Source organism: Corynebacterium sp. HMSC036E10 (assembly GCF_001836265.1).
Lineage (GTDB): Bacteria > Actinomycetota > Actinomycetes > Mycobacteriales > Mycobacteriaceae > Corynebacterium > Corynebacterium coyleae.
Genome location: NZ_KV827989.1, coordinates 79,465 through 99,868 on the forward strand (window position 1 = coordinate 79,465; position 20,404 = coordinate 99,868).

At 63.1% G+C, this 20,404-nt stretch carries 22 protein-coding genes; 17 read left to right on the plus strand and 5 right to left on the minus strand.

The features are described from left to right. The first annotated feature begins 177 nt into the window (after window positions 1-177). From HMPREF2736_RS08750 to proB, 5 genes are all read left to right on the plus strand, one after another. Window positions 178-2,985: a translation initiation factor IF-2 N-terminal domain-containing protein gene (locus tag HMPREF2736_RS08750; RefSeq protein WP_083323040.1), complete on the plus strand. Its 2,808-nt coding sequence runs from the start codon at window positions 178-180 to the stop codon at window positions 2,983-2,985. 169 nt (window positions 2,986-3,154) lie between these two features. Beyond that, entirely contained in the window at window positions 3,155-3,460 is a 306-nt protein-coding gene (gene rplU, locus HMPREF2736_RS08755) for a 50S ribosomal protein L21 (RefSeq protein WP_070421308.1), read from the plus strand. Window positions 3,461-3,481: 21 nt separating this feature from the next. Then, window positions 3,482-3,811 (plus strand): 50S ribosomal protein L27, encoded by a 330-nt coding sequence (gene rpmA / locus HMPREF2736_RS08760; protein ID WP_070421309.1) that lies wholly within the window; start codon window positions 3,482-3,484, stop codon window positions 3,809-3,811. 97 nt (window positions 3,812-3,908) lie between these two features. Next, on the plus strand, window positions 3,909-5,414 hold the full coding sequence (gene obgE, locus HMPREF2736_RS08765; RefSeq protein ID WP_070453657.1) for a GTPase ObgE: 1,506 nt from the start codon (window positions 3,909-3,911) through the stop codon (window positions 5,412-5,414). 2 nt (window positions 5,415-5,416) lie between these two features. Further along, a complete protein-coding gene (proB, locus tag HMPREF2736_RS08770; RefSeq protein ID WP_070829402.1) occupies window positions 5,417-6,532 on the plus strand; it encodes a glutamate 5-kinase in 1,116 nt (371 codons plus the stop codon). A gap of 3 nt (window positions 6,533-6,535) precedes the next feature. Here proB and HMPREF2736_RS08775 read toward each other — a convergent pair whose 3' ends face one another. Continuing rightward, window positions 6,536-7,024 carry a helix-turn-helix domain-containing protein gene (locus HMPREF2736_RS08775; protein WP_070772070.1) on the minus strand — a complete coding sequence of 163 codons (489 nt, stop codon included), beginning with the start codon at window positions 7,022-7,024 and terminating at the stop codon, window positions 6,536-6,538. A 183-nt stretch (window positions 7,025-7,207) separates the two neighbouring features. Here HMPREF2736_RS08775 and HMPREF2736_RS08780 point away from each other — a divergent pair, with 183 nt between their 5' ends. From HMPREF2736_RS08780 to HMPREF2736_RS08835, 12 genes are all read left to right on the plus strand, one after another. Then, window positions 7,208-8,128: a D-isomer specific 2-hydroxyacid dehydrogenase family protein gene (locus HMPREF2736_RS08780; RefSeq protein ID WP_070829403.1), complete on the plus strand. Its 921-nt coding sequence runs from the start codon at window positions 7,208-7,210 to the stop codon at window positions 8,126-8,128. A 28-nt stretch (window positions 8,129-8,156) separates the two neighbouring features. Further along, complete coding sequence (locus HMPREF2736_RS08785) at window positions 8,157-9,443, plus strand: glutamate-5-semialdehyde dehydrogenase (protein WP_070829404.1); 1,287 nt, start codon at window positions 8,157-8,159, stop codon at window positions 9,441-9,443. Between the two features lie 9 nt (window positions 9,444-9,452). Continuing rightward, on the plus strand, window positions 9,453-10,391 hold the full coding sequence (locus tag HMPREF2736_RS08790; RefSeq protein WP_083279295.1) for a cutinase family protein: 939 nt from the start codon (window positions 9,453-9,455) through the stop codon (window positions 10,389-10,391). Beyond that, entirely contained in the window at window positions 10,391-10,765 is a 375-nt protein-coding gene (locus HMPREF2736_RS08795; protein ID WP_070829405.1) for a hypothetical protein, read from the plus strand. The genes HMPREF2736_RS08790 and HMPREF2736_RS08795 overlap by 1 nt, the downstream gene beginning before the upstream one ends. Before the next feature lie 7 nt (window positions 10,766-10,772). Then, complete coding sequence (gene nadD, locus HMPREF2736_RS08800) at window positions 10,773-11,396, plus strand: nicotinate-nucleotide adenylyltransferase (RefSeq protein WP_070421316.1); 624 nt, start codon at window positions 10,773-10,775, stop codon at window positions 11,394-11,396. Between the two features lie 86 nt (window positions 11,397-11,482). Continuing rightward, window positions 11,483-11,956 carry a ribosome silencing factor gene (rsfS, locus tag HMPREF2736_RS08805; protein WP_070614028.1) on the plus strand — a complete coding sequence of 158 codons (474 nt, stop codon included), beginning with the start codon at window positions 11,483-11,485 and terminating at the stop codon, window positions 11,954-11,956. A gap of 5 nt (window positions 11,957-11,961) precedes the next feature. After that, the gene (locus HMPREF2736_RS08810; protein WP_070829406.1) at window positions 11,962-12,594 is read left to right on the plus strand and encodes a histidine phosphatase family protein; all 633 of its coding nucleotides are present in this window, start codon (window positions 11,962-11,964) and stop codon (window positions 12,592-12,594) included. Next, window positions 12,594-13,391 carry a DegV family protein gene (locus HMPREF2736_RS08815; protein WP_070421319.1) on the plus strand — a complete coding sequence of 266 codons (798 nt, stop codon included), beginning with the start codon at window positions 12,594-12,596 and terminating at the stop codon, window positions 13,389-13,391. Before HMPREF2736_RS08810 ends, HMPREF2736_RS08815 begins: the two co-directional genes overlap by 1 nt. A 91-nt stretch (window positions 13,392-13,482) precedes the next feature. Continuing rightward, window positions 13,483-14,148, plus strand: coding sequence for a ComEA family DNA-binding protein (locus HMPREF2736_RS08820; RefSeq protein WP_070453729.1), 666 nt, complete (start codon window positions 13,483-13,485; stop codon window positions 14,146-14,148). A 17-nt stretch (window positions 14,149-14,165) separates the two neighbouring features. Then, on the plus strand, window positions 14,166-15,803 hold the full coding sequence (locus HMPREF2736_RS08825) for a ComEC/Rec2 family competence protein (RefSeq protein ID WP_070829407.1): 1,638 nt from the start codon (window positions 14,166-14,168) through the stop codon (window positions 15,801-15,803). 1 nt (window position 15,804) lies between these two features. Next, the gene (gene holA / locus HMPREF2736_RS08830; RefSeq protein WP_070614020.1) at window positions 15,805-16,740 is read left to right on the plus strand and encodes a DNA polymerase III subunit delta; all 936 of its coding nucleotides are present in this window, start codon (window positions 15,805-15,807) and stop codon (window positions 16,738-16,740) included. Continuing rightward, window positions 16,737-17,381, plus strand: a complete 645-nt coding sequence (locus HMPREF2736_RS08835) for a LysE family translocator (protein ID WP_070421323.1) — start codon at window positions 16,737-16,739, stop codon at window positions 17,379-17,381. Before holA ends, HMPREF2736_RS08835 begins: the two co-directional genes overlap by 4 nt. A 23-nt stretch (window positions 17,382-17,404) precedes the next feature. Here HMPREF2736_RS08835 and HMPREF2736_RS08840 read toward each other — a convergent pair whose 3' ends face one another. The 4 genes from HMPREF2736_RS08840 to HMPREF2736_RS08855 form a co-directional block, all read right to left on the minus strand. Further along, entirely contained in the window at window positions 17,405-18,430 is a 1,026-nt protein-coding gene (locus HMPREF2736_RS08840; protein ID WP_101733395.1) for a CE1 family esterase, read from the minus strand. 96 nt (window positions 18,431-18,526) lie between these two features. After that, window positions 18,527-18,790, minus strand: coding sequence for a 30S ribosomal protein S20 (rpsT, locus tag HMPREF2736_RS08845; protein WP_070421324.1), 264 nt, complete (start codon window positions 18,788-18,790; stop codon window positions 18,527-18,529). Window positions 18,791-18,984: 194 nt separating this feature from the next. Further along, entirely contained in the window at window positions 18,985-19,479 is a 495-nt protein-coding gene (locus tag HMPREF2736_RS08850) for a type II toxin-antitoxin system PemK/MazF family toxin (RefSeq protein ID WP_070453629.1), read from the minus strand. Between the two features lie 33 nt (window positions 19,480-19,512). Beyond that, window positions 19,513-20,388: a CPBP family intramembrane glutamic endopeptidase gene (locus HMPREF2736_RS08855; protein ID WP_083279297.1), complete on the minus strand. Its 876-nt coding sequence runs from the start codon at window positions 20,386-20,388 to the stop codon at window positions 19,513-19,515. Between the last annotated feature and the right edge of the window lie 16 nt (window positions 20,389-20,404).

The window sequence follows — 20,404 nt, forward strand, 5'->3', positions numbered from 1 at the left end:
CGTATCTGTGGCACGAAAGTTGTGCAAGAATGAGTCTCAGGCGACGAGCAAGGATGACTCGGAGCTGAGAAACTTTTGCATACCCGTGGCACACGATGTTCCGCGCGGCTGCTCGGTAGTCTTGCCGGCGCCCGGACATGACGGTTGGCCACGGCAGGAACACTGGAGCGTGCCGCTTTGGCTAAAAATAAATCAAACCGTTTCGCCGATTTTGACCGCTCGGCGCTGTCGGAAAAGACCAGGGTGTTCAACCTGGCGAAAATGCTTGATGTCCCATCGAAGGACTTGGTTGTCGCACTCGCAGACTTAGGTCTGGTGAAGGTTGCGCAGTCCACGCTGACCAAGGCGGAAGCAGACATGCTTCTCGACGCCTTGGCGGCAGGTGCCAGCACCACATCCGACCCTGAGCGCGATAAAGAGGCGGATGAGAAGATCCGTAACCGCGTGCGCAAGGACGTGGAAAACGAGATCCACCAGATCGAAGAAAAGGTCGAGGCGGAACTGCAGACGGCTGAAGAACCGGCCGAGGAGCCTGCCGAAGAACCAGCGGAGGAACCGGCCGAGGAACCGCTCACCGATATCGAGCCCGAGATCACCCCGGCGCCGCAGGAGGATCCGGAAGAGGATCGCATCCCCGCTACTCACGCGCCGCTGTTTAAGGCACCGACGCGTTCGGAACGCCGCCGCGCCACCCGCAAGGCGAAGCCGGCCGAGGACACCGCCTCACAGAAGCAGCAGGTAGACGAGCCACTCGAAGATGGCCAGGTAGAGGATTCGGGTGAGGGTGTCGTCGATACGCACAGCGAGATCGACGAGCCTGTGGCGATCAAGGGGTCGTCTCGTCTGGAGGCGCAGCGCCGTCGTCGCTCGGAGCGCCGCGAGGAACACCGCAAGCGCTCCCGCATTGTGAGCCAGGCGGAGTTCTTGGCGCGCCGCGAATCGGTCGAGCGCCACATGGTCGTGCGTGAACGGGAGCGCCACGACGGGCAGGGGCGGATCACGCAGGTTGGTGTGCTTGAAGACGGCATGCTCGTCGAGCACTTTGTCACCTCCGATGCGCAGGCCTCGATGATTGGCAACATCTACCTGGGGCGTGTGCAAAACGTGCTGCCGAGTATGGAAGCTGCCTTCATCGACATCGGGCAGGGCCGCAACGGTGTGCTCTACGCCAGCGAGGTGGATTGGAAGTCTGCCGGCCTCGGTGGGCGTTCGCGCCGCATCGAGCATGCGCTGAAGTCCGGCGACCAAGTACTGGTGCAGGTGACTAAGGATCCGATCGGGCACAAGGGTGCACGGTTGAGTACCCAGATTTCGCTCGCGGGCCGCTACCTCGTCTACGTCCCGGGTGGGCGCAGCGCAGGTATCTCCCGCAAGTTGCCTACCCCGGAGCGCAAGCGCCTCAAGCAGATCCTTGCGGACGTGGTGCCGGGCAAGGGCGGTGCCATCATCCGCACCGCCGCAGAGGGCGTCAGCGAGGAAGCGATTGCTGCGGACGTGAACCGTCTCCACAACCAGTGGACCTCGATCCAAAAACGTGCCGAGGAGGAGAAAAACTCCAAGGGTGCCAAGCCGGTGACCCTCTACGAAGAGCCGAACCTGCTGGTCAAGGTTGTGCGCGACCTGTTCAACGAGGACTTCACCTCCCTGATTGTGGATGGCCGGAAGCCCTGGAACACCGTGCACGCGTACGTGCAGTCGGTTGCGCCGGATCTGCTGGATCGGTTGGAGAAGTTCGACCGGGGTGCCCACGAGGGCAAGGACGCGTTCGAGGAATACCGTGTCGACGAACAGATCTCCAAGGCACTGTCGCGCACCGTGTGGCTGCCGTCGGGCGGCACGTTGGTCATTGACCGCACTGAGGCGATGACGGTGATCGACGTCAACACCGGCAAGTTCACCGGCTCTGGTGGCTCGCTGGAGGAGACGGTCACCTCGAACAACCTCGAGGCGGCTGAGGAGATCGTGCGTCAGATTCGTCTGCGTGACATTGGCGGCATGATCATCATCGACTTCATCGACATGATCCTGCCGGAAAACCAGGACCTCGTGCTGCGCCGTCTCAACGAGGCGCTGGGCCGCGACCGCACCCGCCACCAGGTCTCTGAGGTGACCTCGCTGGGCCTGGTGCAGTTGACTCGCAAACGCCTGGGCACCGGCCTGTTGGAGACGTTCTCCAAGCCGTGCGAGTGCTGTGATGGCCGCGGTGTTGTGCTCACTGAGGACCCCGTCGAGGCCGAGGAGAGGAAGCCCGAGCGCCCTGCTCGCAAGTCACGCGAGTCGAAGCAGCCTCAGCGCAAGCCGCAGCAGAAGCAGCCGCTTGACGACGACCACATGGACGAACTGCTCGACTCCATCTTCTCCTCCGACAAATCCGCAAACGGCTCCGCTGAGGAGCCGACTGAAGAGTCGGCTGGCGAAGAGAAGCCGCGCCAGACCCGCCGTCGCGGGCGCCGTGGCGGCAGCCGTGGCCGCGGCCGCTCCGACGCCCCGCAGCGTGGTGAGCAGCGTGACAGCGACACCACCCCGGAGCGCGGCGAGCGGTCCGACAAGCCGGCGCAGCCAGAGAAGCCGACCCAGACGTACGAGGAAGCGGTTGAGGAGTTCGAGGCCTCGCCGCGCCGCAAGCGTCGCACGCGCGGCAACTCCCGATCCGATCACAGGCCGCGCCGGGAAGACTTCGAGCAGGAGTCGCAAGCGCAGCAGGAACAGCAGGTACAGCAGGAAGAAAAGACCCCGAAGCGCAGTGCGTCTCGTAAATCGAGGAGCGCAGAAGCAGGGGCAACCGCGCAGGTGACGACGAAGACGAACCGTCGTGGTCGCCGTCGTGTTGTCCGCAAGTCGGCAACCTCTGCGCCGGTGCGTCAGCACGTCGCAGCGGATCCGGAGGACAAGCCGGTGAAGAAGGAGACTCGTCGACAAGCGCCTGCTGCACGACGTGGCCGCCGCCGTGCTACCCGACGTGGTGGCGGGCGCGGTTTGGAGTAACGCGTAGGGGCGGTGTAGTCTTTGGCAGTCGCTGTTTTGGGGCGTGCCGCCTCGTTGCCTTTGCATGCGGGCACGGCTGGCCACGTTAGGCCCTAAAACGCTTAAGTTGTTCCATTCCGACCTCGTTGCATGCCGAGGTTGGGCGAGTAGAGATAAGGGGTAACCCTCTATGTACGCGATCGTCAAGACCGGCGGCAAGCAGTACAAGGTTGCCGAAGGCGACCTCGTCAAGGTCGAGAAGCTTGAGGGTGAAGCAGGCGACAAGGTCGAACTCACCCCGGTCCTTCTCGTTGATGGCGCAAACGTCACCTCCGGTGCCGACGCTCTGTCCAAGGCAAAGGTCTCTGCGGAGATCGTTGAGCAGGGCAAGGGCAAGAAGGTCAAGATTCTGAAGTACAAGAACAAGACCGGCTACAAGGTCCGTCAGGGTCACCGCCAGCCGCTGACCACCGTCAAGATCACTGGCATCAAGTAACCAACTAGGAGAGATTGAACTATGGCAACCAAGAAGGGTGCATCCAGCTCCTCGAACGGTCGTGACTCTGAGTCGAAGCGCCTCGGTGTGAAGCGCTTCGGTGGCCAGCAGGTCAAGGCCGGCGAGATCATCGTCCGCCAGCGCGGCACCAAGTTCCACCCGGGCGACAACGTCGGCCGTGGTGGCGACGACACGCTGTTCGCACTGGCCTCCGGCTCCGTGCAGTTCGGCATCAAGCGCAAGCGTCGCATTGTCAACATCATCCCGGCTGACGGCCAGGGTGTTGCTTCCGAGGTCCTCGAGCAGGCTGAGGCAGCAGGCGTTGTTGAGGAAAACACCGCAACCGCGTAAGCGCGTGTAACGCTTCGGCGCCGCAGGTCCCGTGCATTCGGGCTTGCGGCGCTTTTTGCATATCATCGTCCGTGTTACAGAAAGGCGGAAAACAACCATGGCTCAATTCGTTGACCGTGCCACCCTGCACCTCCAAGCCGGCGATGGTGGCCACGGCTGTGTGTCCGTCCACCGCGAAAAGTTCAAACCCCTCGGCGGACCGGACGGTGGCAACGGCGGCCACGGTGGCGACATCATCCTTGAGGTTTCCACCCAGGTCCACACTCTGCTGGACTTCCAATACCGCCCGCATGTGAAGGCGAAGCGTGGTGGCAACGGCGCGGGCGACTGGCGCAACGGTGCACGCGGCGAGGATCTCGTGCTCGAGGTGCCGGTCGGCACCGTTGTGCGCAGCGAAGAGGGCGAGGTGCTCGCAGACCTCACCGTGCCTGGAACCCGCTTCATCGCCGCAGAAGGCGGTTTCGGTGGGCTGGGCAATGCTGCGCTGGCTACCGCCAAGCGCAAGGCACCGGGCTTCGCGCTCAAGGGTGAACCGGGCCAAGCGCTGGACCTGATCCTGGAACTGAAGTCCATGGCTGATGTGGGCCTGGTGGGTTTCCCGTCGGCGGGGAAGTCGTCGTTAATTGCAGTGCTCTCCGCGGCAAAGCCGAAAATTGCGGACTACCCCTTCACCACGCTCGCGCCGAACCTGGGTGTGGTCAACGTTGGCCATGACACGTTCACCATTGCCGATGTGCCCGGGCTGATCCCGGGGGCAAGCCAGGGCAAGGGGCTTGGTCTGGACTTCCTGCGTCACATCGAGCGCACCGCCGTGCTGGCCCACATCGTGGATGTGGCCACGATGGAGCCGGGGCGCGACCCGATCTCTGACATCGAGGCGCTGGAGCACGAATTGGATACCTACGCCGAGGCGTTGGATATGGACACCGGCCTGGGCGATCTGCGCGAGCGTCCCCGCATTGTGGTGCTGAACAAGATGGACGTGCCGGAGGCCAAGGAGCTCGCGGAGTTCCTCAAGGACGACATCGAGGAGAAGTTCGGCTGGCCGATTTACATGATTTCGACCGCCACCCGCGAAGGTCTTGATGAGCTGAAGTGGGCGATGTGGGAGATCGTCAAGAAGGCCCGCAAGGCTCGCCCGAAGCCGGAGCGCACCGCTGAGGCTGAGGTGATCCGTCCGCGCGCCGTGGGTCGTTCCAACCGTGGCGGCATCGAGGTCACCCGCGACCCGATGTACCCGGAGGGTTGGCTGGTTACCGGTGAGAAGGCTGAGCGTTGGATCCGCCAGACCGACTTTGAAAACGACGAGGCCATCGGCTACCTCTCTGACCGTCTGAACAAAGCTGGCGTGGAGGAAATGCTGCGCAAGCTCGGCGCGGAAGAGGGCGATACGGTCACGATTGGTGAGATCTCCTTCGACTGGGAGCCATCGATCGGTGGCGACCCGACCCTTGCCGGCCGTGGCCAGGACGCGCGTCTTGGTGGCACCGACCGTGTGTCCTCGGCGGAGCGCAAGCGTGCATCGCAGGCTCGTCGTGGCCTGATCGACGAGTACGACTACGGCACCGGCGAAGAGGCCGATCGCGAGCGCTGGCAGGGATAGGGATGTCGGATCTTCGCAGCCAGATCGCGTCCGCACGTCGCATTGTGGTGAAGCTGGGCACCAGTTCGCTTGTCGACGACACCGGGCAGGTATCCCCAGCAAAAATCGACCGCATCGTCGACGCCATCGAAGCACGCATCGCCCGCGGTACCGACGTGGTTGTCGTGTCCTCCGGTGCAATCGCAGCCGGCATGGTCCCGCTCGGGTTGAAGACGCGCCCGCGAGACCTCGCGACGAAGCAGGCCGCAGCCTCGGTTGGCCAGATCCACCTGGCTCAGGTGTGGGGTGCCTCCTTCGCCCGCTATGGCCGGACGACTGGCCAGGTGTTGCTCACCCAGTCCGATGCAGGTTCGCGTGAGCGCGCCCGCAACGCGCAGCGCACACTCGAGCGGCTGCGTCAGATGGGTGCGGTGCCGATCGTCAACGAAAACGACACGGTGGCCACCTCTGAGATGCGCTTTGGTGATAACGACCGGTTGTCGGCGATCGTCGCTACGCTGATCGCCGCGGACGCGCTGGTGTTGCTCTCCGACGTGGATGCGCTCTACGACCGCAATCCGGCCGAACCCGGGGCAGTGCGTATCGACGAAGTCCGAACCGGCAAGGACCTCGAAGCCGTCCAAGCCGGCGACGGTGGCGTTTTCGGCACTGGCGGCATGGCCGCGAAGGTGTCGGCGGCTCGCCTGGCTGCACGTGGCGGCGTGCCGGTGCTGCTCACTGCAACGGAGAACATCGACGCCGCGCTCGACCACGGCCAGGTGGGCACCGTGTTCCATACGCGCCCGGGCCGGAAACTTTCGGCGTGGAAGTTCTGGGCGCTCTATGCAGCAGACGCGGAGGGAGTGCTGCGCCTGGACGAGGGCGCGGTCGAGGCCGTGACCCGTGGCGGCACGAGCCTGCTCGCGGTGGGGATCACCGGGATCGAGGGTGAGTTCCACGCGGGCGACATCGTGGAGATCCTCGGGCCGGATTCGGAAGCTATCGGCCGCGGGGAAGTGGCGTACGACGCCGCCGAACTTGCCGGGATGCTGGGTCGCCACTCCGACGAGTTGCCCGAACAGCAGCGTCGCCCAGTCGTCCACGCGGACTATCTGAGCAACTACGCGTCCAGGTTGTAGGGGTTAGATAATCGGCTCGTCAGGCATCCGCCAGATCTTGTCGCCCAGCGGGGTGACGCGGGTTCCGGGTTTGATCTTCATTACGAAATTCTCGTCTTCTGCAGTGCGTGGCAGGTAGGCGAAACCTGGCAGGCTGGTCAGGCCAATGACAGGTGGATATGACGGATCGTAATCGACGACCACATCGAATTGACGAAGACGTTTTAAGAGTCCGTTGGCACGTTCACGAGACTCTTCAGTCAGCTTTCCGGGCGCGACCATATTGTGGCCAATGAGTCGGAAAGCAATAAAGGTTGAATTCCTTGCGAAAGCGGGGTCGACGTCCCAAGGCAAGTTCTCTTGAACGATTGTGGTCGGAGGATTGTAGCCACCTTGTTTCGCAAGGTGGTGGATGTATTGACGGGAAACGCCGTACTCGCGGGCAATATCTACTTGGCGGTGTCCCTGGTCCATCAAGTAGATCACGAGAGCGGGGGAGAGCGGAGATGTCATTGGCAAGCCTTCTAGCGCGGGCGGGGGCATGAAAAACCGTACAGGATTTTGAAAGTTTAGTTGACTGCTTTCTGATGGAAATGTCAGGGGAGTTTGTTGTCTTCCAGCTACCTACAATTTTCACTGCACATGTGCTGCTTCCATTGGAGCTCTCCGCGGAGATTTTCCGTACTCTGGGCAGGCATGAAGTTCACGTATTTGCCCAAGCCCAAAGACGAGCCCATCGCCGCGCTGGAGGCGCAGGGGCACCAGTACGTTGCCCTCGAGGACAACCCGGACTTGGTACTGTTCGGCGGCGGTCCGAAGGATTTCCCAGATGAGCTGCCCGACAGCGTGAAGGTCGTGCAGATCCAGTACGCCGGCATCGAGGGTTTGCTGGAGGCTGGCATCCTGGCTGAACATGCGGCCAACGGTGTGCGCTTTGCTAATGCGGGTGGGCTTTACGACGACACCGTGGCCGAATCCACCCTCGCCCTCCTGCTTGCCGTGGAGCACCGTATGAAGGCCGTGGATCGCGAGTGGAACAACGCACAGCTGTTTAAGGAGAAGGAGTACCTCTTCGATAACAAGAAGCTCGCCCTGATTGGTGCTGGTGGCATCGGTAAAACCCTGATCCGCTTCTTGGAGCCGTTCGGTATGGAGATCACCGCCGTGAACCGCTCGGGCAACCCGGTGGACGGTGCGGACCGGACCGTTGCCATGAAGGATGCCGACGAGGTCTGGGCCGATCACGATTACTTTGTGCTGCTCACCCCGTTGACAGAGGAAACCCGCCACATGGTGAATGCGCAGCGGATTGAGCAGATGAAGGACACGGCGGTCGTCGTCAATGTTGGGCGCGGTCCGCTGATTGATACGGAGGCGCTCACCGACGCACTGGTCAACGGCAAGCTCCGTGGCGCTGGTCTTGACGTGACGGAGCCGGAGCCGCTGCCGGCGGACCACAAGCTGTGGGACCTGGATAACTGTGTGATCACGCCGCACACCGCGAATATCCCGCGGTACATGGAACGCCGCATCGGGGCGCTGGCGTTGAAGAACTGGGGCCTCTTCGAAGCGGGGGAGACAATGGCAACCGAGGTCGATGTCGAGGCGGGGTACTAGCACGAAGTCTGCGGGCTACGATTGCCGCATGACTGCCCAACAGACTGATCAGCAACGCCAAGCCGAACGCGACGAGGTACTGCAGAAAGCACAGCGTGCCAAAGAAGTCGCCCCGACGATTGCGGCGCTGCCGACACCGGCGAAGGATGCGGTGCTGTTGGCGGCAGCGGAGGCACTGGCCGAGCGCGCAGGTGAAATCCTTCAAGCCAACGCGCGCGACATCGAAGAGGGTCGCGCGAACGGGCTGGCGGAGTCGGTGTTGGACCGGCTGGCGCTCGACGAGGAACGCATCGACGGCATTGCCGGGGGGCTGCGCCAGGTTGCGGGCCTGCAGGATCCGGTGGGCGAGGTGCTTACCGGACGTACGCTGCCCAACGGGATTCAGATGAAGAAGGTGCGCGTCCCGCTCGGCGTGATGGGCATGGTTTACGAGGCACGCCCGAACGTCACCGTCGATGCGTTCGGTCTGGCGCTGAAGTCGGGCAACGTGGCCCTGCTTCGTGGCTCCAAGACGGCACGCCACTCCAACGAGGCGCTCGTCGCAGTGCTGCAGGACGTCCTCGCAGGCAACGACCTGCCGCGTGAGGCGGTGCAGCTCCTGCCGTGCGAGAGCCACGATTCTGTCCAGGATCTCATCACCGCCCGCGGGCTGGTGGACGTGGTCATCCCGCGCGGCAGCGCACGTTTGATCAACGCGGTGGTGACCGGCGCGATCGTGCCCACCATCGAGACCGGCACTGGCAACTGTCACTTCTACATCGACGCGTCCGCAGATCTGGACAAGGCGATCGCGATGCTGCTCAACGGCAAGACGCGCCGGGTCAGCGTGTGCAACGCGACAGAGACGGTGCTTATCGACGCCCACCTGTCCGAGACCGACAAACACACCATCATCGCGACGCTGCAGGAGGCTGGTGTGGTGGTGCATGGTGACGTCGATAAGCATGCTGCGTTCGGTGCCACCGTAGAACCCGCAACGGAGGAGGACTTCGCCGAGGAATACCTCAGCATGGACATCGCAAGCGCCATCGTTGACGGCGTCGATGGTGCGACCACGCACATCGCGCGTTACTCCAGCGGCCACACGGATGCGATCGCAGCCCAAGACGCAGATGCTTTGCGACGATTTGCTGCCGCCGTCGACTCCGCCGCCGTCGTCCTCAACGCCTCGACCGCATTCACGGATGGGGAGCAATACGGCATGGGTGCAGAGATCGGCATCTCTACACAGAAGCTTCACGCACGCGGACCCATGGCGTTACCGGAGCTGACCACCACGAAGTGGATTCTGGAAGGTAATGGCCAGGTGCGCTAGTCTATCGGCGTGCTAAAATCCCGGACCTCCATTCGCGCCAAGTTTGCGCTGTTTGCCACGGCTATTGCGACGGCTGTGACCGCAACGTTGAGCCCCGTCGCACCGACCCCCGAAGCAGACGCGCAGACGCGCTGTCCGGCGGTCGCCGTCATCGCTGCCCGCGGCTCGGGCCAGAACACGCAGATTTACCGCACGAAGTATTCGTGGGCTGCGCCGTGGACCTCCAACGGTTGGGAGGGTGAGACGATTCGTGCGTTCCTGCAGCATGCGGAGCGTCGCTACGCAGCCACCCACGGCGGTAACTCGCTGATGAAGGACGTCGAGGTCATCGGCCTGGAGCCGCGCTACTACCCGGCGACGTTCCCCGAATACGACGTACCGTCGGTTGCCGTACCAAGCACCATCCTGCAGGCACTGGCTCTTGCGCTGCAGTACGCCAACCCGGTGTGGATGATGGCAAGGCGAGTAGCCACAGAGTTCGTGGATTCGGTCCAGATCGGACGCACCGGTGTGATGCAGATGGTCAATGACTACGAGCATCGCAGTGGTTGCCGCCCGAAGTACATCCTGTCCGGCTACTCGCAAGGCGCGATGATTCTGCTTGAGCACGAGCGCGAACTGGCACGCCGTGGCCAGTTGGCGGGTGTGGTCTACTTTGGCAACCCGAACACGGCGGCGGGGGATTGGTCCACCGTCGGCGTGCCAGCAGGTGGTGCCGGAGGCATGCTTGGCTTCTTGCCGTTTAACACCAAGACCGCAGGGGCGACCCCGAACCGCGTGAACTACTGCTTGCCGCAGGACTCCGTGTGTGACCTGTCCATTCAGACGCTGCAGGCATCCCAGCCAACTGGTGGTAACCACGCGCGTTACTTCCGTTGGCCATCGCGCTGGGACAACCAAGTCTCGGATGCTTTCGGCCGATTTGTTGATCAGGTACGCTACCGCTAATGAACCGCATCATTTCCGCTACTGTCGCTGCCGCGTTGTTGGCTGGCGCGACGCCTACTGTTGCCTCGGCCGCAGAGTTTGTGCGCAAGACCGAGGAAACGAAAACCGTCAAGGAAACGTGCCAGTGGAAAGTTGATGAGGTGGGCGGCAACCCCGTCCCGGTGACCAACAGCAAGGGCGAGCAGATCTGTGTCACGGAGACCGTGTCCCAGCCGGGCAGCTCCAACAAGGCAAAGTGGGCTGACGAGTCGAATCGTCCGGTGATTATCGGCACGGTGCTGGGTATTCTCGGCGCGCTGGTCGCAGGCGTCATCGGCATGTCTTTGCTGTTTATTGAGTCGATTAACATCCAGCCACTGCCAGGACTGAGGTAAACACCCAATGGCTGAGCACTACGCGGCATCTCTGGACAACGCCCGGCGCATCGGGGTGATGGGTGGCACGTTCGACCCGATCCACCACGGCCACCTCGTTGCCGCGAGTGAGGTGGCGGATCGCTTCAACCTCGACGAGGTCATCTTCGTACCCACCGGCCAGCCGTGGCAGAAGGCCGACCGGCACATCAGTCCGGCGGAAGACCGCTATCTGATGACCGTGGTGGCCACCGCGTCCAACCCGCGCTTCTCCGTTTCACGGGTGGATATCGACCGTGGGGGACCCACCTACACGATTGACACCCTGCGGGACCTACGAAAGCAGTTCCCGGACGAGGCCCTGTTCTTTATCACGGGGGCGGACGCGTTGGCGTCGATCATGTCCTGGCACGACTGGGAAGAAATGTTTGAACTCGCCGAATTCGTCGGCGTGACGCGCCCCGGCTACGAGTTGCGCGAAGACATGCTGCCTGCGGATATCCAGGAACGCGTGCACCTCGTGGAGATCCCCGCCATGGCGATTTCTTCGACCGATTGCCGCGAGCGCGCCTCCAATGGGCGCCCGGTTTGGTACCTGGTGCCGGACGGTGTGGTGCAGTACATCGCGAAGAATTCGCTCTACGCACCCTAGGCGCGACCCCTGAACTGGAAATGTTGCGGTCATACGTGGGACAATGGCCCAGTTGATTTGTCCATGACCTGAATAAGGATTGCCACTTGACTGCCCCGCAGATCTCCATTGACCGCGCCAAGGTAGCCGCGAAGGCCGCCGACGAGAAGCTCGGCACCAATATCGCTGTTATCGACGTGTCTAACGTCATGGCGATCACCGACGTGTTCGTCATCGTCTCTGCAGATAACGAACGCCAGGTTGCCGCCATTGTTGAAGAGGTCGAAGGCGACCTGACCGACGTGGGTGTTGAGCCGAAGCGCCGTGAGGGCAACCGCGAAAACCGCTGGGTGTTGCTTGACTACGGCAACTTCGTGGTCCATATCCAGCGCGAAGCCGAGCGCGAGTTCTACGGCCTGGACCGCCTGTACGCAGACTGCCCGGCCATTGAGGTCGAGGGGCTCGAACCGTACGAGCGTCCCGCAGCGTTTGGCGACGAAGCCGACCTGCGCAAAGCCCAGACCATCGAGGACCTTCCTCTGGCAGGTGAGGGACCCGAAGCCGCGGACGACGAGTACTAAGACCCATGCAGCGCCGACTGATTTTGCTGCGTCACGGCGAGACGCTCTATAACGCAACTCGCCGCATGCAGGGCCAGCTGGATACTGAACTGTCCGAGCGCGGACGCGCCCAGGCGCACGCTGCGGCAGAGGACCTACGGCACTTGGGTATTAACAAGATCGTGTCATCTGACCTCATCCGTGCGAAGGATACGGCTGATGTGGTGGCGGCAGATTTGGGCCTTGAGGTAGTCGTCGATAAGCGTCTGCGCGAAACCCACCTTGGCCAGTGGCAAGGCAAGACGCACGAGGAAGTGGACACCGCCCACGACGGGGCTCGTGCGTTGTGGCGCACCGACCCCACCTGGGCGCCGCCAGAGGGCGAAAGCCGCATCGACGTTGCGCAACGTTCCCGCGAAGTGGTCATGGAACTCATGCGTGACCATGATGAATGGGACAATGCTGCTGTCCTGCTCGTGGCGCACGGAGGCACCATCGCCGCGCTGACCGCGACGCTGCTCGGTTTGGAGGTGTCCCAGTATCCGCTGTTCAAGGGGCTCGGTAACGCGAACACGTCGCGGTTGGTGGCAATGCCGCGCATTGACGACGACACCAGGACCCAGTGGTACATCGAAGCCTGGAACCGAGGCCGTAACTAATGGGTGTTCGCGTCGTGGTGGATTCCTCCGCGGGGTTGCCGCAGGAGGTCGTGGAGGAACTCGACATCTGCGTCGTTGACCTGCACCGCGTCGAGGGCGCAGAAGGGGAGTCCTCGTCCGGGTTGTCGTCGCTAGAACTCGCCGCCTGTTATGCCCGCCAGCTCGAGCGTGGTGGCGACGACGGCGTGATCGCCCTCCACCTTGCCAAGACGTTCTCGTCCACCTGGTCGGCTGCGGTGGCCGCGTCTGCGGTGTTCCCAGGCACGGTCCGTGTCGTGGAGACGCACTCTGCGGGCATGGCGATCGGTGCCGCAGCGATGGCAGCCGCGACTGTTGCGGCGGAAGGCGGCACGTTAGACGAGTGCGAAGCGATGGCGAAGTCCACCATTGCGCGCTCCGAAACGTGGTTGTACCTGCACCAACTCGACGATTTGCGCAAGTCCGGCCGCCTGCCTGCCGGCACCGCGATGCTCTCGGCTGCGCTGCTGGCAAACAAGCCGATCCTGCACATCAGGGAAGGCAAGCTCGAACTCGCGGGCAAGACTCGCACACAGTCGAAGGCGTTTGCCAAACTCACCGAGTTGGTAGAAGAGCGCGCGTGCGACGAGCCCGTTTTCGCCGCAGTGCAGCACGCGGACGCGCCGGACGCCGCCGAGCAACTCGCGGATCTGCTGCGCGAAACACTTCCGGAAGGCTCACGGGTCATGGTCGAGCCGCTGGTGAAGGTGATCGCGATGCACACCGGCGAAGGGGCAATCGGCCTGTCGGTGGTGTTCTCATCTCGTAATTGTGGATAACTGTTGTTTTCGTCGCCCGTAGATGGCGGGTTATCCACAGATTTTTTCCGACCCCTTGGCGAGTGCGCCGGGGGTTTATAGCGTTTTTGGTGTGAACGCCACTGAACGACTCAAGGAGCTCACCCGGCCCACCGGGGAAGAAGACCTCCTGACGGTGCGCTACCCAGAGCCGCGGGTGCGCATCCCTGTGAAACAAGCTGCGGCCGCCGCCGGCGCTGTGCTGCTCGCCGTCGGCGGATGGGCGGTGACCCGATCCGGCCCCGTGGATGATGAGGGCGTTGCGTGGGAACAGGTCGCCTCTCCCACCGAGGTCACAGGCACCGTGGTGGTCTCTGTTGTTGGTGAGGTGGAAAACCCGGGTCTGATCACGTTGAACCAGGGTGCACGGGTCGCGGATGCGCTGCAGACGGCCCGGCCATTGCCGGATGCTGACTTGATCTCGATCAATCATGCGCAATTGCTTGTCGACGGCCAACAGATCCACGTCCGCTCCCAACACGCCCCACCGGCCGCCACGGATTCCGGTGGCGGTGCTGGCGCTGGTGGCGCTGCCGCTTCGGCGGGTGGGGTGGTGTCGATCAACTCCGCATCGGTGCAGGAATTGACGACGATTACCGGAGTCGGCCCGTCAACCGCAGCCGCGATCGTGGCGCACCGTGAGGCAAACGGGCCGTTTGCGTCGGTAGATGCGTTGACGGACGTGAAAGGAATTGGACCGGCGAAACTTGCGGCAATGCGCGACCAGGTCGGCTTATAGACGGGGGCGTGGGGTAAGTGGGGGAGATCAGGCTTGTCCCGGCGGCGCTGGTGGTGTGGGCAGCGGCTGCGGTGGCGATCACCCTCGGAGTGGGCATCGCGGTGGTTGTGGTGCTGGTGGCCGTTATCGGTGCTGTGGTGCTGCGCGCCTACGGGCAGGCGGTGTTCATTGCAGGGATGGGTGCGGCCGCCGTCGTGACCACCGGGGTGCGACTGCACATCGCACGCGCGTGGGAGCCCGCGGGTCAGTTCGTGGGCCGGGTATCGGGCGCGCCGAAGCAGACGAGCACCGGCGGGTTCATCGTCCGCGTGCAGGTAGATGGCAACCCGACGCTGACGCCCGTGTTTGTCGATGAAGTGCCGGACACTGCCGTGTCCGGCGCCCAGGTGGTTGTGCGCGGCGTGGTGAAGGAATCGGAGATGGCCGGGATCAACCCGATCGCGGTCAACGGGGCAGTTGAGGTGGTCGCCCCGCCGCAGGGGTTGGCTGCGTTTGCGCAGCACACCCGGGAAACGTTTGCCAGCGTTGTCCAGGCCACCGTCGGGGAGTCCGCCCAAGGGCTGATCCCTGGCATGGTGCTCGGGGACGTCTCGTTGCAAACCAGCCAGGAACAGCAGGATTACATCGATACTGGCCTCTCGCACCTGTCAGCAGTCTCTGGTGCGAACGTGGCAATCGTGACCACGTTCGCAGCGATTGCCGCAGCGGCAGTGGGCTTGGGGCTGCGGGGCCGTATCGTGGCGTCGGCTGCGGCGCTGTTGCTCTATGCCTCGCTGGTCGGACCCGAGCCGAGCGTGCTGCGCGCTTCCGTGTCTGGGTTGGTGGGGTTGACTGCAGTGTTGGCGTCACGCCAGTCCGAGCCGATCCACGCGCTGTGTTTATCGGTGATCGGCCTAGTGCTGGTGGATTCAGACCTGGCGGTGCATTACGGGTTCGCGCTCTCGGTAGCGGCGACCGCGGGCATCGTCGCGCTGTTTCCGCTGTTGTACCGCGTCCTTGCTGCCACGGGCTGGCCCGACATTCTCGTGCGTGCACTTGGCGTTGCGGTTGCCGCCGACGTAGCGACGATGCCGATTGTCGCCATGATGGCCGGCCGGGCTTCTTTAGTCTCTGTGGTGGCAAACGTCATCGTCGCACCGGTGACCGGGCCGGTGACCGTGCTCGGCCTTGCAGCGGTGTTGCTCAGCCTCATCCACGGCGGGTTGGCTGCACCTGTGCTGTGGGTGGTGGAACCCATGGCCTATTGGGTGCGTGTGGTCGCAGAGAACGGTGCACGGTTTCCCGGTGCCACGGTAGAGACGGCACCCATCGTTGTCGTGGTTGTCTACGGATGGTTCCTCGCGGGCCTGTTTGCCGGATACCCGAAGACCACTCTGGCGGCGGCGCTTGTGTGCGGGTTCGGTGTGGTCCTGTCGCAGGCGCCGGCGGGCACGCCGGTGGATGTGGGCAGGTTGCGTGCTCATGTCGTCGAAAAGCAAGAAGATGCCCTGCCCATTCCACCGGGCACGCAGCTTGTTGTCGTGCTCGAAAAGGGCCGCCCCCACCGAAGACCCGTGGTCACTGACCAGGGCATCCCCGTGATCTTTCCCAACCGCGACGGCAACGTTGCCATCTACCCGGATGGCACCCAAGTGCTGCCGCGGCGAGAGTTTTAAGATGGTCGTCATGCTCAACCCCGTGCACCTTGTCTTAGGCGAAGACGAATTCCTCGCCGAGCGTGCCACAAAAAAGATCATTGCCGACGCTGGCGACGGCATCGAAGTGACCACACTGCGCGCAGGCGACGTCACCGAAGGCGAAATTGCCATGGCAACCAGCCCGTCACTGTTCGCCGAGGACCGCGTCGTACTGGTCAAACACGCAGAACTCGCAGGCAAAGAACCCACCGAGGTACTGCTGAAAGCGTGCGTGGATCCTGCACCCGGCATCGTGATCATCATCCAGCACACCGGTGGTGGGCGGCAGAAATCGCTGGTGCCCAAGTTCAAAAAACTCGCCGATGTGCACGAGGCCAATCCGCTTAACGACGGCCAACGGCGCACCTGGGTCACCGAAGAGTTCCGCTCCCACGGCGTGCGCCCTACCCCCGATGTGGTTGCTGCACTCTTGGAATCCGTCGGCTCAGACCTGCGCGAACTTGCCTCCGCCGTTAGCCAGCTTGTCGCCGACACCGACGGGGAAATCACCGTCGCCGCAGTGCGCGAATACTACGTTGGCGTCGCGGAGGTCGCAGGCTTTGACATCGCCGACCAAATGGTCGCCGGCCGCGCCGACCGCGCACTCGCATCGACGCGCCGGGCGCTTCAACTGGGCGTCAAACCGGCCACCATCGCCGCAGCGCTCGCCCACAAAGTCGGCGACATCGCGAAACTTTACGGCGTGCGCGGCAACCCCGACCAGATCGCACGCACCGTAGGCATGCACCCGTACGTGGCCAAGAAAACCATGCAGGTGGCGCGCCACTGGTCTGGCCGAGCGGTGTCCGAAGCGGTGATCATCGTGGCTGACCTCGACGCAGAGGTGAAAGGCCAAGGCGGCGACGCCGAGTTCGCCCTGGAAAACGCCGTGCGACGCATCGCGGAGCTTGTATGATCGCGCCGGGAGATCTCGCCGTCATCATCGGCCTCAACGTCATCGGTGCCGCCGCGCCAGGTCCCGACGTGGTGCTGATTACCCGCACAGCGACGCGCTCGCGCCGCCACGGGTGGGCAACCGCCATCGGCATCCAAACTGGCGTGCTCATGTGGTGCGCGCTCACCGTCTTTGGCGCTGCGGCGCTGCTCAACGCGTTCCCAGACGCGCTGACCTACGTCCAACTGGTGGGTGGTGCAGTGCTGATCGCGATGGGTGCGAGCAACGTTCGTGGTGGTCTCGCGGATCGGCACAACCCACCAATGACCCTCGAAGAGGCGGAGCAGCGGCTCGGCACGGTGCGCTCTGCATACATGCGTGGCTTAGCAACGAACCTCGCCAACCCCAAGATCGTCATCGCGCTGTCCGCCATGATCGCCCCACTGCTGCCGCCCAGCCCCAGCCTGAGCACCGCCCTCATCGTGACGTTTGCGCTGTGGCTGAGCTCCTTCGTCCTGTTCGCCGTCTTCGTCCAGGTGATCTCTACCCAGCGGGTGCGGCGGAAGTTCCTGAGCGCCGGCCCCTACATCGACATCGGTGCAGGCGCGTTCTTCGTTATCGTCGGCCTGACCTTGATCGTGCGCGGGGCGCTGGCGCTCTAACCGCCCTGTAAACGGCTCGCCGTTTACAGGTAGGGCAGGAGGAAGCGCACCGTGTGGGCGGTTGCGCTCGGGTCGGTGAACCAGGTGTGGATGCCACCCTCGATGCGCTCCACGCGCGTGGCCGCGTCGCAGCCCTGCGCCTCAAACGTGGTCACGTTGTCGGAGCGCGAACGGGTGGTCGTGCCCAAGCACTTGTTCTTCGAGGCCATGGTGCGCATGACGCTATCCACCGACTCGTAGAACGCACCGTGCCGGATACCGCCGTTGTATCCCACAACGTTGTCGTTGGTGCCGTGCATGATCAGCGTCGGCACCGCGCCGGAGGTGCAGCCGGTCACGGTCGGGTTGTAAAACGCACCAGCGACGGAGGCGACCGCCTTGACGGTGTCGGGGGCGTGGCAGGCAAGTGCGGCCGCAAATCCGCCGCCGTTGGACAGGCCGGCTGCGACGACACGGTTCGGGTCGGCGCCGTACTGGGTCGCGGCGTCGTCGATAATGGCGCGCGTGTAGGCGATGTCCTCATTCAGCGACGTGCGGGCATACGGCGCGCCAGCCCACGCGTTGTCAACACCCTGTGCGTAGATCACAATCGTGTTGTCGATTGCGGTCTCGAACTTCTGGTAGTCACGCGTCTGGCTCGCGGTGTGCTGCCAGCCACCAAAACCAAGAATCACCGGGTAGGCGACGCCCTCGGAGTAGTTCGACGGCAGGACCACATCGTAGGAGCGCGAGGTGCCATCCACCACGATGCGGCGCGTGTGCTTGCCCGGAGCCTTGTCGCCCACGGCGCCATTGCGTATCGACGACCCCGCTTCCGCCATCGGCACCGCAACCAAAATACCGGCGATGATCAACGTCAACACGCCAAGCGCCTGCTTGACCTGAGGGTTATTCATCGGAAGGAGTTTCGACAATGCCGAAACGAGCTCAGCTGCATCCACGGATGCCGAAACGGACGGGTCTGCAGCCTTCGCCTCTGGAGCGATTGCAGGGGATGCCATCAGGCTAAACGTCAGCGCGGCCGCAACCGCACGCTTTTTAATTTTCACGGAAGTTCCTCTTTTGTCGGGCCGCACGCGGCGTTAGAAACAAGTAAATCCCGCCCCGAATAAACCTGGGCGGGATCAACCTGTGAACAACGGCAATTAGTCCATCTTGTTCAGGGCGCGAGCCATGTTGGACTTCTTGTTCGCCGCAGAGTTGCGGTGGAAGACGCCCTTGGTCACAGCCTTATCCAGCTTGCGGGAAGCAACGCGCAGCTGTGCCTCAGCGGCAGCCTTGTCGCCGGACTCCACAGCCTCACGGAACTTACGGATCTCCGTGCGGGTAGCGGAACGGAAGGACTTGTTGCGCTGACGACGCTTCTCGTTGGTGAGAACGCGCTTCTTCTGCTGCTTGATGTTTGCCATCGTGAAATACCTCTTGGTTTCTCAATCGAACATGTACATGTCGCGGCATCTGGCAGGGCATTGCGTGCAGTGCTTTGGGTATCAAACGCGAACCCAAGGTCCTGTCCGCGTAGCACCGCACACCCTATTGAGCGCCGGATGCGAACAACCCCGAAAGAATAACAGTGTGAACTGCACAAACCAAACTGTTGGAGTTACGACCAGTTGAAGCGTTCGCGCAGCGTGTTGGCCACCCGCTGGAAGCGGCGTGGCGGGACGGTGGTGCCGCGACGTTCCACGTCTGATTCCGGCACGACCAGGGTCTTATCCAAACGCACCCAGCATGGCTGGCCGGAGGATTCCCAATCGCCCGGCCCGATTTCAAACCACCGCTCATCGTTTTCGTGTTCCCGCTCGGGGGAGATCAGCAACCCCAACACGTCGTGGCGCTCGCGGCCCACGATCAGGATCGAGCGCTGCCGCGGCGGATGTGAAGGGACGGTGACCCAAACAACCTCGCCTGGTTCGGCGGTGCCGTCCATGTCCGGGGCATAGTAGATGCTGCGACACACGGAGTCGGTGGGGCGCACCGAGACTTGCGGGGCACGACCACGGCGTTGCTGGATCTGGGATGTCAGTCGATCACCAAGCAGCGTAAAACCGTGGTCGAGGACGGGTTTCCTCTTTCGCTTAAAGCGCTCAAACGCCACGGTTTCACCTCCGGTTTATGGTCACTGGCCACTCTAAGCCTTCGCGGGGGATGGAACAACCACTTTTTGCTGCGAATGTTTCCCTACGTTGCGCAGCACCCACATGAGTAGCGCGGTCGTTCCGATGGTGAGCAACGCGGAGACGGCCGTTTGAGGCAGGGTGATTTCTGTTTCGCCTGGATCAGTCAATCCCAGCGTGCCGTAGGAAAACACAATCGTGTTGGACACCGCGTGCAAAACTACGGCCGCCTCCACACCGCGGGTGTGCCAGGTCAGCAGTGCGACGCACAGGGCGAAAATGGCGATGTCGAGCAGGCCGATCCAGTTGTACAAGTGCAACGCCACGAACACGGCGGCGGGCAGCCCGTAGCAAATCCAGCCAGGTGAGATCCACTGGCCGAGGATCTGCGGCAGGCTCGCGCGGAAGACGTACTCCTCGGCCGCGGCCTGCAGCGGGACGACAACCACAAAGGCGGCGAGCAGCATCCATTCGCGAGGACTCAGCGAAAGGTCGCCGGTCCCGAACAGGAGGGCGTCGAGAAGCACCTGCGCCCCATAGATCGCGCCGACCACCACGAACGCGCGCCCAGCAACGCCCCAGCGGAAGTGCCCCTCGATGCTGGAGAGCGCACCAGGTTTGCGGCCGAGTACCCGCGCGGCGATAAACGGCGCAGGCAACCAGGCAGCAATAAAAAGCACCTGCACCAGGGAGGCAAGCGGGTCGGAGGAGGTTTCGTCGAAAAGATCGCCCAGCCCGTAGAACCCAGCGGCAAGGCCGATCGGCACCGCCATCGCCATCGTGAACGCTGCGATGCACACAGCAAGCACCACGAACTCGACGAGCGGACGCCACCACGCAGGCTTGCGCAAACGGTGCGTTAAACCAGCTCTGTGAAACTCAGTTGGCATGCCCACACGTTAGCGC

What these genes read in the sequence shown, in the direction of transcription:
- HMPREF2736_RS08815 (WP_070421319.1), top strand. Translation starts at nt 12,594, where the DNA reads ATGGGTGTTCGCGTCGTGGTGGATTCCTCCGCGGGGTTGCCGCAGGAG.
- HMPREF2736_RS08810 (WP_070829406.1), top strand. Translation starts at nt 11,962, where the DNA reads ATGCAGCGCCGACTGATTTTGCTGCGTCACGGCGAGACGCTCTATAAC.
- nadD (WP_070421316.1), top strand. Translation starts at nt 10,773, where the DNA reads ATGGCTGAGCACTACGCGGCATCTCTGGACAACGCCCGGCGCATCGGG.
- HMPREF2736_RS08835 (WP_070421323.1), top strand. Translation starts at nt 16,737, where the DNA reads ATGATCGCGCCGGGAGATCTCGCCGTCATCATCGGCCTCAACGTCATC.
- HMPREF2736_RS08775 (WP_070772070.1), bottom strand. Translation starts at nt 7,024, where the DNA reads ATGACATCTCCGCTCTCCCCCGCTCTCGTGATCTACTTGATGGACCAG.
- rplU (WP_070421308.1), top strand. Translation starts at nt 3,155, where the DNA reads ATGTACGCGATCGTCAAGACCGGCGGCAAGCAGTACAAGGTTGCCGAA.
- proB (WP_070829402.1), top strand. Translation starts at nt 5,417, where the DNA reads ATGTCGGATCTTCGCAGCCAGATCGCGTCCGCACGTCGCATTGTGGTG.
- HMPREF2736_RS08795 (WP_070829405.1), top strand. Translation starts at nt 10,391, where the DNA reads ATGAACCGCATCATTTCCGCTACTGTCGCTGCCGCGTTGTTGGCTGGC.
- HMPREF2736_RS08780 (WP_070829403.1), top strand. Translation starts at nt 7,208, where the DNA reads ATGAAGTTCACGTATTTGCCCAAGCCCAAAGACGAGCCCATCGCCGCG.
- holA (WP_070614020.1), top strand. Translation starts at nt 15,805, where the DNA reads ATGGTCGTCATGCTCAACCCCGTGCACCTTGTCTTAGGCGAAGACGAA.
- rpmA (WP_070421309.1), top strand. Translation starts at nt 3,482, where the DNA reads ATGGCAACCAAGAAGGGTGCATCCAGCTCCTCGAACGGTCGTGACTCT.
- HMPREF2736_RS08785 (WP_070829404.1), top strand. Translation starts at nt 8,157, where the DNA reads ATGACTGCCCAACAGACTGATCAGCAACGCCAAGCCGAACGCGACGAG.
- obgE (WP_070453657.1), top strand. Translation starts at nt 3,909, where the DNA reads ATGGCTCAATTCGTTGACCGTGCCACCCTGCACCTCCAAGCCGGCGAT.
- HMPREF2736_RS08855 (WP_083279297.1), bottom strand. Translation starts at nt 20,388, where the DNA reads ATGCCAACTGAGTTTCACAGAGCTGGTTTAACGCACCGTTTGCGCAAG.
- rpsT (WP_070421324.1), bottom strand. Translation starts at nt 18,790, where the DNA reads ATGGCAAACATCAAGCAGCAGAAGAAGCGCGTTCTCACCAACGAGAAG.